Consider the following 13,938-nt stretch of genomic DNA (forward strand, 5'->3'; position numbering starts at 1 on the left):
CAATCAATCACATACGGCTCTAGAACAAAGTGGTCCGACTATCGGGGACCTGCCATGAGGGTTCCGGCCCTACCGAAGTCGTGGTCATCGACCACGAGGGCAAGGCAGATGTCCACCGCTATCGCTCGTTGGTGGAAATCGACGGCTGGCTGTCAGCGAGCATCATCGACGACGGGCGCAAGACCCACCTGTCGGTCCACCGGTCAGCGGAGCTGGACGACGACCACGGGGACTACGCACCAGTCCGGCAGGTGCTCGAATCAGGCAACTGGGTGCAGACCAGCTATTGCCTTGAGGACGATGAGGACACCATCGGCGGGGTGGCCGTCGAAGTCATCTACGAGCTGGCCGAGGCCGACGCAGCGTGACGGTAGGAACTGCGCTACGCGAGCGTTGCGGTGAGTACGAGGTACACCCGGTAGCTTCGATTTTTCCGATGATGTCGGAAACCGAACTAAATGAACTGGCCTCAGACATCCGGGAGAACGGGCAGCGTGAGCCGATCACGCTCACACTGGAGAACTACGACGAAGCGTTCGACACCGAGACGTACATCGTCGTGGATGGCCGGAACAGATACGAAGCCTGCATAAGGGCAGGGGTAGAGCCGCTGTTCAGCGCCAATCTCAGTATCCGCCCAGAACAGATTGGCCCGTGGATTATCTCGCAGAACATCCACCGCAGGCATCTGACTGCATCCCAACGGGCGATGATCGCGTTGGAGTACGAGAGGGTGTTTGCCGCCGAAGCGAGGGAGCGCCAAGGGCAGCGGTCAGACATTCAGGAAGATTTGCCTGAATGTTCCGGCACCCAAGCCAGCGACCAGGCAGGCCAACTGCTCAATGTATCGGGGCGCTCTGTTCGTGATGCCAAGTTCGTGGCCGAGCGTGATCCTGAAGCGGCGGAACGGATCAGGCGTGGCGAAGCCTCGGTTTCGGGTGAGGCCAAATCGCTCCGTGAGAAGCCTAAGCCAGCGGTCCCAGCAGTCACGCCGCCAGGGGGGCGACCCGGCGCTACTCAGTTTTCCCGAGCCATCCAAAAGATTTCAGCATCCATCGCTGAGAAGTCAGACGACCTCTCAGATGAGCAGGTGGCCGAGGCGTTAGGGGCGGCACAATTCCTGTACGAACTACTCCGTGGTGAGACCATCATCCGCAAATCCAAGAACGGTGCGGCGTGAGCACCGAGCGCCCGCGCTACGTCATCCCCAAGTCAGGTGGCAGCAGCGTGGCCCGAGGTGTGCCGACCAAAGTCGATAGGTGGCGGCGGGAGAACCCGAACGCGTTCCGCACCTGGACGACTAAGCGCGGATGCATCGTCCAGTTCTGGGGAATGAGGATCTATTACGGGCGGTGTAGAGATTGCGCGGGCCTGGTTACGGCACGGCGAAGTATCGCTCACCACAAGGACGGTCGAACGTGGACCGGCAAGTGGCCCGAGCTGTGTCACGGGTGCAGGGATGCAAAGGTGACCACCCACAGCGACCGTGCCCGGTACAGGATGTCGGAGCTGCGCCGCAAGCGTTACGCGTTTCGCGATGAACAGTTCCGCAAGGCTGGCTTACCCCCTGTGAGGCAGGGGGTAGCAGTCGACCCTACTGAGCCGGATGACTGGCTAGATAGTGCTTTTGACGAGGACTGATGTTCCACCTTTTTACGTAACCATGGGAGAGGGATTCCCCTGCGAGGTCATCGCAGGCCGTGGCCCTCACCGCTTTTTATTTGTCGACGTTCGATGGCCCATCGCGATAACTGATCGGAGTAGAGACGATGAACCACGTATGCAAGTCGGGTCGCCACGCGATCCGGGGTCCACAGGACCGAGGGTCTGCTGCACGGATAGGTGACATCTGAGTTGGCTTGCCTTGCGGGGTGGGCTGGAAGGATGTCATTGTGCCCAGGCCTTATCCGAAAGAGTTCCGTGACGACGTTGTCCGGGTCGCCCGCAACCGCGATCCCGGGGTGACCATCGAGGCGGTCGCCAACGATTTCGGGGTGCACCCGATGACGCTGACCAAGTGGCTGCGCCAGGCCGACATCGATGACGGCGTCAAGGCCGGCACCACCACGTTGGAGTCGACCGACCTGCGTGCAGCACGGCAGCGGATCAGGCTGCTGGAGCAGGAGAACGAGGTCCTGCGGCGGGCGGCAGCGTATTTGTCGCAGGCGAATCTGCCGGGAAAAGGCTCTACCCGCTCGTAAGCGAGCTCGCCGCCGACGGGATCCCCGTGGTGGTGACGTGCCGGGTACTGGACATTGCTCGCCAGCCCTACTACCGGTGGCTTCAAGAACCGGTCACCGATGCCGAGATCGTCGAGGCCTACCGCACCAACGCCCTCGTTGACGCTCATCGGGACGATCCGGAGTTCGGCTACCGGTTCCTGGTCGATGAGGCCCGCGCTGCCGGTCAGCCGATGGCCGAGCGCACCGCATGGCGGATCTGCTCGAACAACGGGTTGTGGAGCGTGTTCGGCAAGAAGCGGGGTCGCAACGGCAAGAGGCCCGGTCCGCCAGTTCACGATGACCTGGTCGGCCGGGACTTCACCGCCGATGCCCCCAATCATTTGTGGCTGGCCGACATCACCGAGCATCGCACCGAGCAGGGCAAGCTCTACTGCTGCGCGATCAAGGATGTGTTCTCCAACCGGATCGTCGGCTACAGCATCGCCGACCGGATGAAATCGCAGCTGGCCGTTACCGCGCTGCGCAACGCGGTCGCCCGCCGCGGCGATGTCGCCGGCTGTGTGCTGCACACCGACCGCGGGTCGCAATTTCGAAGCCGGAAATTCGTTGCCGCACTGCACCACTACGACATGGTCGGCTCCATGGGCCGGGTCGGCGCCGCCGGTGACAACGCCGCCATGGAGTCGTTCTTCAGCTTGCTGCAGAAGAACGTCCTGGACCGGCACCGCTGGGCCACCCGCGAAGACCTACGGATCGCGATTGTCACCTGGATCGAACGCACCTACCACCGTCGCCGGCGCCAGATCGCCCTGGGCCGGTTGACCCCGATCGAATACGAGACGATCATGACCACACCGGCCAGTCAGGCCGCGTGACCGAAACTGTCACCTATCCGTGCAGCAGACCCATCTGCCAAACGACACCTGATGACCTTGTTTGAGACAGCGAAAGCGTATGCGGCGCTGGGCTATCAGTGCGTGCCTGTAAACATCAGCCTCGATGCCGATGGCAGCAAGCGCGTTGAGACACCGCAGTGGCGCAACCGGGTGTTCGATAACCCCTCCGATTGGGAGGGGTTTACCGGGGTGGCGATCAACACCGGGGCTTCCGGTGTGGTCGCGGTAGATATCGACGTGGGCGACGGCAAAGACGGTTTCGCCGGCCTGGCTGCTGCCGGGGTTGAGCTACCCGAGACCCCACTCAAAGCGCGGTCGCGCTCTGGTGGCGAGCACCGCCTCTTTCGCTGCGGTGCAACGCCGGTCAAGAGTTCTTCCGGTGTCCTGGCCGATGGCGTGGATATCCGGGGTGAGGGCGGCCTGTTGTTCATCTCGCCCACAACGGTCGTCGGACACCCCGACCAGAAATACACGTGGCACCCCGGTACATCCAAGGTGTCCGCATCGGACCTGCCCGAGTTCCCCGAGGATCTGGCGCAGCGGTTGGCGATTCGGCAACGCCGGGAGACGCCCGCGCCAGCGTGGATCACTCCCGAGTACGTGACCCCGGAACAACGCGCCTGGGCGTTGGACAAGATCGCGTTCAAGCTCCAAGACATCACCAACGCCGCAGCCGGTGAACGAAACCGGGCACTCGGCCAGTCGGTGCCCCGAATCATCGGACTCGCCAAGACGCTCGGTGAGGATGTCGAGGCGGTAGCCGCGAAGATCCTCGCCGCATACCTGGAATCGGGTGGCGACGACGAGGACCAAGTGCAGGATTGGATCGCCAGCAGTACCCGCTACGCAGAGCCGGAAGACCCTCGTAGCTGGCTGCCGGGTGACCGTGAGCGGTTGTTCTGGGATGCCCGTCCTGAACTTCAGCAGATCCGGCAGGCGGCGTTCGCTGGGATGGCCTCACCTTGGGCGGTGCTCGGCGCGCTGTGCGTGCGCGTTCTGGCCGACGTGCCACCCACCTGGCGGACCATGACCGGAATCGGTAACCCTGCTGGCGGGAACCTGAACTTGTTCGCGGTGCTGGCGGCTGAATCCGGTGGCGGAAAAGGTGTGGCGACACAGGTAGCCGAATATCTGTGGCCCAGCTCGGTCTACTCGGTTGAGGTTGCGTCTGGCGAGGCGCTGCCGAAGTTGTTTGCCCGGAAGGTGAAACAGCAGGACACCGGAGACTGGATATCCGAGACCGTCCGTGATTCGGCCATCGTGGACGCACCGGAGTTCGGTTCGCTGTCCGCGTCGGGTTCGCGGAGTGGTGCCACCTTGACCCAGCGGCTGTGTAACGGGTTCTCCGGTGAGTCGCTGTCATTCGCGGTAGCCGACGACACCAAGAACGTCGAGGTCCGAGCGAACACCTACCGGCTTGGCGTAATCACCGGAGTTCAGTACGGAAACGCGGGGTTGCTGCTATCGGAGTCGGCGGGCGTCACTGGTTTGCCCCAAAGGTTTGTGTGGTTTCCCGCCAACGTCAGCCCAGACGAACTGCCCGACGTGCGGCCCCACATGCCAGCCCCGCTGCCGCAGTGGACCTTTCCGTTGGGTGCGTCGCAGATCGCGGTGTGCGATCAGGCGCGGGCCGATATGGAAGCTGCCCAGCGGGCGAAGCTCACCGGGGATTCAACGTCTCCGCTGGACGGGCACGCGCTCTACGCCCGCGTGAAGTTGGCCTATGCCTTGGCGGTGTTGAACGGTCACTACTCATCTGTCCGCGAGGACGATTGGGAGTTGTCGGGTGTGGTGATGGGTGTCTCCGATGCAACCCGGCATAAGGCGCTGGAAACCGTGAGGCACAGGGACCGCAGACAAGCCGAGGCCGCTGGGCGACGTGATGGCATCCGCAAAGCTGCCGCCACCGAGGTTGAATCGGATGAGGCGGTGCGCCGTGCGGCGGACAACCTCTACGGCTGGCTAAAGGCCAGAGATACAGGTGCCACCCGTAACGAACTACGGATGCGTCTGCGCAGCGACAAACGGGACTTGTTCGATGACGCGCTCAACCTACTCATCGAGGAAGACCGCGTTACCGGTGGGGAGGACTGGTACCAAGCCGCGTAGATGGGTCCTCCCATCGAGGACCCCTGAGAGGACCCCCAAAACCCTGTCTGACCAGGAGAGGACCGGAGGACGGGGGTCCTCCCCGTCCGACCGTTTGGAGGACCAGCAGTCCAAATCAAGTAATTATAGTAAGTATTACTAACTACTCAGTCTGAGCAGTATGTATTCCCTCATACTCTCGTAGGGGTGAGGACCCCGGTCCTTGGGTCCTCCCGAGGTCAGGGCATGTTTTTGGGGTCCTCACTCGGTCCTCCCGTCCTCACCACCATTCGGCCTCGCCATCAGGCGGGGCCGTCTCTATTTCAACCGAAGGAATCCACCATGTCCGACCAACCCGACTCGCTGGCCGAGTCGCTGATTAACCACTGGCAGGCCGGTTACGAGGCCGCTACCACCAAGCCCGATCTAGAACAGCTCGGCCAGCAGTTCGCCGAGTTCTACGCCACCAACGTCACCCACTAAGTCCCAGGAGATACATGTTCACTCTGAACCACCAGCAGGAAAACACCGCCGTCCAGCTCGTCCGCAAGGTCCGTGCGCTCGGCATCGAAGTTCCCAAGCAGGTCGCCGCAGAGGCGAAGCTGTACCAGGAGGTCCGCCGCGAAGATGACATCGCCAACCGCGCGATGCAGACAGCGGCATCTCGACTAACCACCGTCCCGCTGGCCGAGTTCGACTCGGCTAAGACGGAGTTCATCACCACAGCGGCTACCGCCTACGTCACCACCAACGGTGCCAGCGCTGCGCTGGCCGATGCGGTTGGCCGTCGTCTGACGAGCGCCGTGGATCGGGTAATCCATCAGTGGGAGAATTCCGTGGTCGAGCTGTTCAACGCCACGGTGGCCGAGTTCGATCTGAACGGTGTTGCTGGCGATCTGCCGGACCTGTCCGACAAGTTCAACAACGGTGTCTTCGATCTCGGCAGGGCGCAAGGCGAGGCTGTTCAGCGTTGGCGCGACGCCGCCGAGCGTCTACACCCGCTGTGGCAGATCGTGAAAGCGCTCGTCGTGTGGAACGGGGAGGACGACCCCGAAGATGTCACCGCAGATGCACCTTCTACTGGGCTGCTCACCGCGTGCCGCTTCGGCAATCCCGGCAGCATGTCAACAGCCGGCACGGTCGCGACCATGCTGGTAGGCGCGAACCTCGGCACCGACGCGGCCAAACGGTGGGGACCGCTGATGCCGTTCGTCCTCGCACCGCTAAACGGATATGAGTTGCACCTAAACACCAGCAGCCAGGCCGCTGCGACCCGTGCATCGATCCAACCCGGCGTTGCCGCGTAGTTCGCCCCGCCCCCGGTATCTGACCTGACCCCTGGCCTCTTGTGGGCCAGGGGTTTTCAGTCTCAACAGGAAGTTGCGTTTGCACGTTTACGAAGACCTAGAAGTTCCCGACGACCGGGTACCCCTGTGGCGTCGAACCGATCCCGAGGCGGAACGTCGTGAGGATGCTTTCCAGCGATACCTTGGCTCCACAGTGGAGTACGAAAGGGCCATCAACACCAACGGTGATGTCCCTTGGTGGCAGGACGCTGACAAGCTGAGCGCACTCGAAAAGGCCGGTCTCACTGGTATCGCTGATGCCGACGACATCGAACGCCGCCGTGACCTGTTCTACCGCCGATGGTCCCGGCCCGATCCGCCGGCCAGTATCCCGCCCCGATCATGGGCGGAAATCTGTCGCCGTGGATGACCGGCGTCGATGCGCCCGTGAGGGTTGCGACAAGTTGGTCAATCCCAGGCAGGACAGGGCTATCACCCACTGCCAACTTCTCTGCCGTCTGGTCGATGACCAGATCACCGAAGCTCAGCGGGTCTGTGAGTACCTAGGTAGCCACGGTGACCTCTACGCCGCTGCTGTGGCTGTAGCCGACGCACTCACCGAGTACAGCAACCTGGACTACTCGGCGCTGCACACCGCACGGGACGCAGGCCTGTCTGCCCACCAGTACCGGCAGGTGAAGTCAGGACAGCTCACCTAGCCCCGCTAGTGGACTGGGGTACTGCACGGGGCTACAGGCACAGGCAGGGGCACACCCGCCTTAGGCGCTGGCCGGGACGGCACGCCCCTCCTGCTCTGCTGGGCACTGGCCCTCGCGTGTCTCCCTCCCCGCTCCCTCTGGGGCGTCACCGCTGGTATCCGCAGCTCAGGAGGGTGGGGGCACCCTGGGGGAGTACCCCTACCCCCACGTGCCCGACCGGGCCGTATAGCGGAACCCTGATCCTGTACGGGTTATGAAGTCGATCAACTCTCGAAATGCCCCGTAGTGCCACCTAAACGGCACGTAGAGCCACGTCTGCCCATTCCCCAAGGTCATTTATCCACCAAAAGTCTATCGAGCCTTACGTGGCCGATTAGAAGCCAGTTCTATTATCCATCGAAAGAAGTTATGTCTGGAATATCATGCGCCGAGCGTGAAAGCCGCGATCGGCTATACGCGCTGGGCTTGAAAAAGTGCAACAAATGCGGAGAGCCGCAAACGCTGGACCAGTTCTATCCCCGGTCAGATGGTTACCGGGGTCTGAACGGAACTTGCAAGACGTGCCGGAACCTCGCCAATAGCGAGCGTCAAAAGGCCACTCCCGAACAGCAAGCGGCTAGACAGTTGCGTTGGCGAGCTGCCAACCCTGAAAAATGGCGGGCAATTTCCAGGCGCAGAGATGTGCGGGACAGGTGGCGTCGGCGGATTGGAGCCGCCGCATGATGCCCGGTGTTGTCCGGGTTTACAGCCCCGGCGATCCTCCGTTTGCACGAGATGAACCGGAAAAGCACGAGCTTGAAACACCTCCTGCGCCCGTTTATACGCCCGAAGAACAACTAGCCAATCTGCGTGTGCTCCGTGGCCGACGTTTCAGACGCTAACAGTGTTTACGCACCTCTAGTCGCCACGCTGCCGGACGAATTGCGTTCGGCTGATGAATGGCGCTACCCCGGTGGTCTTTATGCCTATCTCGCGGCACTGAGCCAGTTCATCGGTGCCGACCGCAGGGTCGGCCCAGTGATGAATGCAGCGGGTGTATCGGTAGCGGACTGGCATAACTCGATCATCAGACGCAACGGGCTGGTCGGCTAGACTCTCCCGGTAGGGTACGACCGATTACGTTTGGTATGGCCGTTTTGACAAAGATACCTCGGTATTGGAGAACCCGTATCGTCGTAGAAATTTCTCTACGGTGGGTTTCGTAAGATTATTTTTGTTGGATGGACCTATCACGACTTCCATGAGTGCGGAACGGTCAAACGGAAGTAAAATGTATGGTTTGAATAGGGATGGCCCTGCTGCCCGGAACTGTACATCGACAGTCAGGGGCGACGTTTTAGCTAGATCCGAATACGGCTGTGGTTGGCGAGAAAGAATCTCTCGCCACTTATCGGTGTATCCTTGAAATTCATGTAATACAAGACGGTGCTCGCGCTCGTCTTTGAAGCCGCTATCTTTTGTCAGGCTTAGAGATTCTATTAGGGCAGGAAACATGGAAATCAGGTTACCGATCCTGTATTGAGTATCGACACCATCCTGCTTGCCGCACGATTTTACCATCTGAATCAAGCGGTCCACATGTACACGACGCGCCACTTTACCGTAATTGACCTTATGTAGAGACGCCATTTGTTCGGGCTGCACATTGCACAGCATCGGCGTTAGGCTATACAAGGGCGCTCTGACCTTCGCGATGGCCTCGGCGTTAAAACCTAGCGCAACACCGTGCCCATTTGCGCCATAGCGACTCCATTGACTTATTGCATCACGGCGCTCTGTAAAGCAGGCAACGAAAACGCTTGAATCGAGGTTAGCGAGCTTTATGCTATTCGTTTCCTGTAAGATCGTAATCTGGGCTTTATAAGTCTCAGAGTAATCACCTCCAGCGGGTGATAGATTCCGCAATGCCTTTACGAACGGTTTCCACGCGTATCTGAACTCTCGGGAATCATTCAGATACCTAAAATCTGTTGCCCACAGCTCGGCATTCTCGATGATCTTCGCGAATGCCTGCGCATCTGTGTAGTGGTAGATCGCGGGCACGAGATCAACGCTACGTCAGGCCCACGTTGGCATCGGGAAGACATGCCCGTGGAGCGGATGTCAGTTCAGCGAGGTAAAACTAGGTCCATGAAGCTGATACTCGTCGCTCTGGCCGTTCCTGCCGCTGTCCTGCTCGCCTCACCGGCATCCGCAACCCCCGCCGATTTCGAAAACGCAGTACGCGAGCAGGGCATCGACATCGGCATGATGGTGTTCAACCCCGGAGGGGTCGCAGCTTCGGGTATGGAGACGTGCAACCGGCTTCGCAACGGTCAGACGTTGCCCGAAGTCCTAGCTGCCTACCCGAACGGGATGTTCGGTGACGGTGCTCGGTTGGTTCCGCTGGCCCAGAAAACGATCTGCCCAGAGACCATCAAGTAGGTATTGCCCCTGGGTTATTCGGCAGCCGGCGGTGCGCCGAACTCGGCAAGGATCTTTTTGATCTTTGTTGTTGTATGTGCAGCCTTGACGTTGTACTGGGCCTCGGCGATCTTGCCCTGCTCGTCGACCACGAAAGTCGAGCGAATCACACCCTGCACGGTCTTGCCATACATCTTCTTCTCGCCATAGGCGCCCCACGCCGCCAACACCGCCCGATCAGGGTCGGACAGCAGCGGAAAGGTCAGCCCCTCGGCATCGCGGAATTTGGCGAGCTTGGCAGGCTTGTCGGGGGAGATGCCGACCACATCGAGTCCGGCGTCGTTGAAGTCGTGCAGGTTGTCCCGGAAGTCGCAGGCCTGCTTGGTGCAACCGGGGGTCGACGCAGCCGGGTAGAAGTAGACGACGACTCGGCGTCCCCGATAGTCGGCCAGTGAGACGGTGTTGCCGTCGGCGTCGGGAAGGCTGAACGCAGGTGCTTGATCGCCGGGCGCCAGGCGTGCGGTGCCGGTCGCTGGGTCGGTCACTGAGAAGCCCCTTTCTGCTCGCCGGAGCGTGAGGCCGACTCCGGCTGCTCTAGGGTAGTTCCACAGGGGCAGCATCGGATAGGGAGGACGACAGTGGCGGAACGCGATCCCGACACGATCAAGAAGGACATCGATCAGGCCCGCAATCAGCTGGCATCGACGGTCGACATTCTGGCGGACCGGGCCAACCCCCGTCGCCTGGCCGACCGTGCCAAGGCCCGGGCGGTGGAGATCGTCACGCAGCCCGCGGTGCTGGCTTCGCTGGCCGGTGTGGGCGGTCTGATCCTCGTCGTGGCCATTCGCCGGTTCCGTAACCGCTGAGCCGCGCGTCGGCGCAGTGCTAGTTCGCTCGCAAGTGTCACTGGTGCGGGTAGAGCGTTGGCGTCGTCTGCCACAAAGTACAGCGGCTGGGAAGGAATCCCAGGGGTTCCGTCCCAGCCGCTGACTGCGTTCTACAACTCTACGAAGCGATAGACCTCCTCAGGTCGCCTTCTGCGTCTACCGACTCAGAGGCCGAAGAGGTCCAGCAGGCCACCGCTCAGCAAGCCGGCGTCCACTGCCCCACCGTCCAGTGCAGCACTGTCCAGCAGATCGGGGCCGGCTTCGGCGGCCGGCAGCAGGACCACGGCGTTGACCGGCAGGTCAGCGGTGCCGACCTCGAGCGCCTCGGCGGCACGCGCCGGCCACTGGTTCAGCAGCAGGTCGAAGAGGCCGTTCTCGGTGAGCAGGCCCCGGAAGACGCTCTCCGTCTCAGGCACGATGTAGCCGTTGAGGACCGTGTTCAGCACGTCGGCGGGCATGTTGAAAAGTGCACCGATGTCGCCGCTGAAGAATTCACTGGTGTTTTGGAGCGTCTGATAGATGGCGCCGATCGCCGGGGACATCAGCACGTCGGCGACCTGCTTGATCATGGCCCAACCCACAAGCGGCCCAGTGAATTCGTTGAACAGGCTCGAGATGTTCTCCATCTCGCGGGCGGGGATGGACAGCACCGGGCCCAGGGACTTGCCCGCCTCTTCGATGCCGTACAACAGCCAGATGTTCACGTAGTTGAAGGCACTGTAGATGTCGCCATCCTTGAGCGATCCGGAGATCTGCTCGAACAGTCCTTCCAGCCCCGGGTACTTTTCGTGACCCTGGGACATCCCGTCAGCGCCGAAGATCATCTTGTCGAGCGCCTCACCGATGCCGGCAAAACCCGAGGTGATGGTCCGCGGCTCGGGGTCCTGCGGACGGTCGTCCAGCGGAGCGTTCTCCATGCCGACGATCAGGTGCCCGTAGTCAAACCAGTTGCTGCCAACCTGCTCGAAGACGTCGAAGACGTTGGCGTTGTTGATCAGATCGGTGACGTTGTCCACGGTTCGTTCGAACAGTGACGACAGGCCGAGGAAGTCTGCGGTGAGCTGCACAGCGTGGTGCTGGGTGCTCGGCAGTATCGGTGCGACGGGGGTCGCGGCGATCAGGCTGGCGCCCATCAGGGCGACGCCGGCGGCCGCGAAGCGGGACGTCCGGCCGGTATGGGTACTATCTGGTATCGGGCTGCATAACGCTCTCCATGTCTGTGTCTCCTCATGCTCTGCTGTGCGATGGCTCATGATTAGGGTTCAGGTTCCTGCGAACCAGATAATAGCGGTTAGCCTTAGGGGGGCCTAACTTAGAAGGTGAACGCTAGGTAAACTTTCAACATTGCGCAAATGAGCAAGCGATGAGGTGGTGTGCTCGCACGCTGTCGGCGCGCGGTCGATCAGCGGCAGGATTGGCCGCAGGGTGTGCGGGAGGGCGGATTCCGCCTCGATGGGCGATTGATGCCCGGCGGGCACACGAAGCCAGACCGGCCTCATGGAGATTGGCGATGAGCAGACAGCTCTCGCGAGTAAAAAAGTGCGCCGTCAGGGTTTCGAACCCCGGACCCGCTGATTAAGAGTCAGCTGCTCTACCAACTGAGCTAACGGCGCTTTGCGGTCGTGACCGCGAAAGAGACAATAACAGGCGTCCTGCCGCCAGACGAAATCAGCTGGTGCGAGGGGGCGCAAGTGAAGGGCTCAGCGGGAGGGGCGATTACCCACTAGACTGCCTGCGAGCAGCAGCAGCACGGTCAGGTGGGAAAAGCATGGGGCAGGTTGGTTTGGCACACCGCTGCCGGGGGTTCGGGTCCCGGGCAGCGGCATTGCTGGTGGTCGCGGCCGCGGGGCTGAGCGTGAGTGCGTGCGGTGGGCACGCCGACGCCGAAGCGGCCAAGATCATCACCGACAAGGGCACCCCGTTCGCGGACCTGCTGATTCCCAAGGTCACCGCGTCGGTCACCGACAAGGCCGTCGGCGTGGCGGTGGACGCACCGGTGACAGTCACCGCCGAGGACGGCGTGCTGGATTCGGTCACCATGGTCAACGAGTACGGCGCCGTGGTGGACGGCAAGCTCAGTGCTGATGGATTGACCTGGGCGACATCCGAGCAGCTCGGCTACAACAAGCGCTACACGGTCAACGCGAAGGCGTTGGGACTCGGCGGCGTCACCAGCCGGCAGATGACCTTTCAGACCCACTCGCCGCAGAACCTGACCATGCCCTACGTCATGCCGCGCGACGGCGAAGTCGTTGGCGTGGGCCAGCCGGTGGCGATTCGGTTCGACGAGAACATCGCTGACCGCGAGGCGGCCGAGAAGGCCATCACGATCACCACCGATCCGCCCGTGGCGGGTGCCTTCTACTGGCTGAACAATCGCGAGGTGCGCTGGCGTCCGCAGGCGTTCTGGAAACCCGGAACCAATGTCGACGTGCAGGTCAACACCTACGGGGTGGACCTGGGCAACGGGGTGTACGGGCAGGACAACGCCGCCAGCCATTTCGTGATCGGCGACGAGGTGATCGCCACCGTCGACGACGACACCAAGTCGATGGTGGTGCGCATCAACGGCGAAGTGGCCAAGACCATGCCGGTGTCGATGGGCAAGGAGAGCACCCCGACCAACAACGGCACCTACATCGTCGGTGAACGTTTCGCGCACATCGTCATGGATTCGTCGACCTACGGGGTTCCGGTCAACTCGCCCAACGGGTATCGCACCGACGTCGACTGGGCCACCCAGATCTCCTACAGCGGCATCTTCGTGCACTCGGCGCCGTGGTCAGTGGGTGCGCAGGGCTACTCCAACACCAGCCACGGCTGCATCAACGTCAGCCCCAGCAACGCGCTGTGGTTCTACGACCACGTCAAGCGCGGGGACGTGGTGCAGATCAACAACACCATCGGCTCGCCGCTGCCCGGCACCGAGGGGCTCGGAGACTGGAACGTGCCCTGGTCGCAATGGCAGGCCGGCAACGCCAACGAGCCGGTGCGCTGACCGTTATCCGCCGCCGAGGTATTCCTCGCTGCCGTCGGGGTATCCGCCACCGAACGTGGTGATGTGCACGTGGTCGAAGTGGCCGTTGCCGCGGCCGCTGGGTCCTGCCGGGGTGTAGTAGGTACCGCGCCAGATCGCGTCCTGCATGGCGAAACGGTCAGCGTTCTGTCGGACGTAGTCGACGATCTGGTCTCCCAGCGCGATGCCCTCCGGGCTGCCGGGATTGGGAATCATCACGTCGATGGCCAGACCTGAGGGATGCCAGCGCTGGCCGTCGGGCCGCACCCCGATCATGTTGTTGATCTGCGGGAACGTCTCGCTGATGCTGCGCGCGACGAGGATCGTTTTGACCTGCATGCCGTTCTCGTTGACCACGCCCGGGGGAAGGGCATGCGGCGCCGGCATGGACCAGCTCGCCGCGAAATCGGGCGGGGGTGCCCCCCAATCCGGCGGCGGGGGCGGCGGAGCGTCTTCGAGC

15 protein-coding genes and 1 tRNA gene are annotated in these 13,938 nt (G+C 62.0%); 11 read left to right on the forward strand and 5 right to left on the reverse strand.

From position 1 onward, the window contains the following. The first annotated feature begins 80 nt into the window (after window positions 1–80). The 8 genes from BST15_RS19570 to BST15_RS21880 all read left to right on the forward strand — a co-directional run bounded on the left by BST15_RS19570 (window position 81) and on the right by BST15_RS21880 (window position 8,264). Entirely contained in the window at window positions 81–368 is a 288-nt protein-coding gene (locus BST15_RS19570) for a hypothetical protein (RefSeq protein WP_046190855.1), read from the forward strand. Between the two features lie 68 nt (window positions 369–436). After that, window positions 437–1,180 (forward strand): ParB N-terminal domain-containing protein, encoded by a 744-nt coding sequence (locus tag BST15_RS19575; RefSeq protein ID WP_046190854.1) that lies wholly within the window; start codon window positions 437–439, stop codon window positions 1,178–1,180. A gap of 712 nt (window positions 1,181–1,892) precedes the next feature. Continuing rightward, window positions 1,893–3,058 (forward strand): IS3 family transposase gene (locus BST15_RS19580; RefSeq protein WP_109370888.1). Its coding sequence is split into 2 segments (ribosomal slippage): window positions 1,893–2,177 and window positions 2,180–3,058, totalling 1,164 coding nucleotides; the frame shifts between segments, so codons are not numbered across the junction. A gap of 51 nt (window positions 3,059–3,109) precedes the next feature. After that, complete coding sequence (locus tag BST15_RS19585) at window positions 3,110–5,188, forward strand: bifunctional DNA primase/polymerase (RefSeq protein ID WP_046190853.1); 2,079 nt, start codon at window positions 3,110–3,112, stop codon at window positions 5,186–5,188. A 321-nt stretch (window positions 5,189–5,509) separates the two neighbouring features. Then, window positions 5,510–5,650: a hypothetical protein gene (locus BST15_RS22230; protein ID WP_157861743.1), complete on the forward strand. Its 141-nt coding sequence runs from the start codon at window positions 5,510–5,512 to the stop codon at window positions 5,648–5,650. Window positions 5,651–5,664: 14 nt separating this feature from the next. Beyond that, on the forward strand, window positions 5,665–6,474 hold the full coding sequence (locus BST15_RS19590; protein WP_046190852.1) for a hypothetical protein: 810 nt from the start codon (window positions 5,665–5,667) through the stop codon (window positions 6,472–6,474). A gap of 443 nt (window positions 6,475–6,917) precedes the next feature. Beyond that, window positions 6,918–7,172, forward strand: coding sequence for a hypothetical protein (locus BST15_RS19600; RefSeq protein WP_046190851.1), 255 nt, complete (start codon window positions 6,918–6,920; stop codon window positions 7,170–7,172). A gap of 858 nt (window positions 7,173–8,030) precedes the next feature. Then, entirely contained in the window at window positions 8,031–8,264 is a 234-nt protein-coding gene (locus BST15_RS21880) for a hypothetical protein (protein WP_131701229.1), read from the forward strand. Window positions 8,265–8,288: 24 nt separating this feature from the next. On the opposite strand, the gene BST15_RS19605 is transcribed toward BST15_RS21880, so the two are convergent. Further along, the gene (locus tag BST15_RS19605; RefSeq protein WP_083071132.1) at window positions 8,289–9,215 is read right to left on the reverse strand and encodes a DUF2971 domain-containing protein; all 927 of its coding nucleotides are present in this window, start codon (window positions 9,213–9,215) and stop codon (window positions 8,289–8,291) included. An 87-nt stretch (window positions 9,216–9,302) separates the two neighbouring features. Here BST15_RS19605 and BST15_RS19610 point away from each other — a divergent pair, with 87 nt between their 5' ends. Further along, window positions 9,303–9,596 (forward strand): DUF732 domain-containing protein, encoded by a 294-nt coding sequence (locus BST15_RS19610; RefSeq protein ID WP_046190850.1) that lies wholly within the window; start codon window positions 9,303–9,305, stop codon window positions 9,594–9,596. Window positions 9,597–9,610: 14 nt separating this feature from the next. On the opposite strand, the gene bcp is transcribed toward BST15_RS19610, so the two are convergent. Then, complete coding sequence (gene bcp / locus BST15_RS19615) at window positions 9,611–10,120, reverse strand: thioredoxin-dependent thiol peroxidase (RefSeq protein ID WP_046190849.1); 510 nt, start codon at window positions 10,118–10,120, stop codon at window positions 9,611–9,613. Window positions 10,121–10,213: 93 nt separating this feature from the next. On the opposite strand from bcp, the gene BST15_RS19620 reads away from it, so the two are divergent. Continuing rightward, the gene (locus tag BST15_RS19620; RefSeq protein WP_046190848.1) at window positions 10,214–10,441 is read left to right on the forward strand and encodes a DUF3618 domain-containing protein; all 228 of its coding nucleotides are present in this window, start codon (window positions 10,214–10,216) and stop codon (window positions 10,439–10,441) included. Between the two features lie 185 nt (window positions 10,442–10,626). On the opposite strand, the gene BST15_RS19625 is transcribed toward BST15_RS19620, so the two are convergent. Together BST15_RS19625 and BST15_RS19630 are read right to left on the reverse strand one after the other, a co-directional pair. Next, window positions 10,627–11,595 (reverse strand): hypothetical protein, encoded by a 969-nt coding sequence (locus BST15_RS19625; protein WP_198528329.1) that lies wholly within the window; start codon window positions 11,593–11,595, stop codon window positions 10,627–10,629. 407 nt (window positions 11,596–12,002) lie between these two features. Then, a tRNA-Lys gene (locus BST15_RS19630) sits at window positions 12,003–12,075 on the reverse strand. A 155-nt stretch (window positions 12,076–12,230) separates the two neighbouring features. On the opposite strand from BST15_RS19630, the gene BST15_RS19635 reads away from it, so the two are divergent. Then, the gene (locus BST15_RS19635) at window positions 12,231–13,460 is read left to right on the forward strand and encodes a L,D-transpeptidase (RefSeq protein WP_046190847.1); all 1,230 of its coding nucleotides are present in this window, start codon (window positions 12,231–12,233) and stop codon (window positions 13,458–13,460) included. Between the two features lie 3 nt (window positions 13,461–13,463). Here BST15_RS19635 and BST15_RS19640 read toward each other — a convergent pair. Continuing rightward, on the reverse strand, window positions 13,464–13,938 hold a 475-nt coding region (locus tag BST15_RS19640; RefSeq protein WP_207572061.1), incomplete at its 5' end, for a VldE C-terminal domain-containing protein.

This window comes from Mycolicibacter arupensis (assembly GCF_002086515.1).
GTDB classification, from domain to species: domain Bacteria; phylum Actinomycetota; class Actinomycetes; order Mycobacteriales; family Mycobacteriaceae; genus Mycobacterium; species Mycobacterium arupense.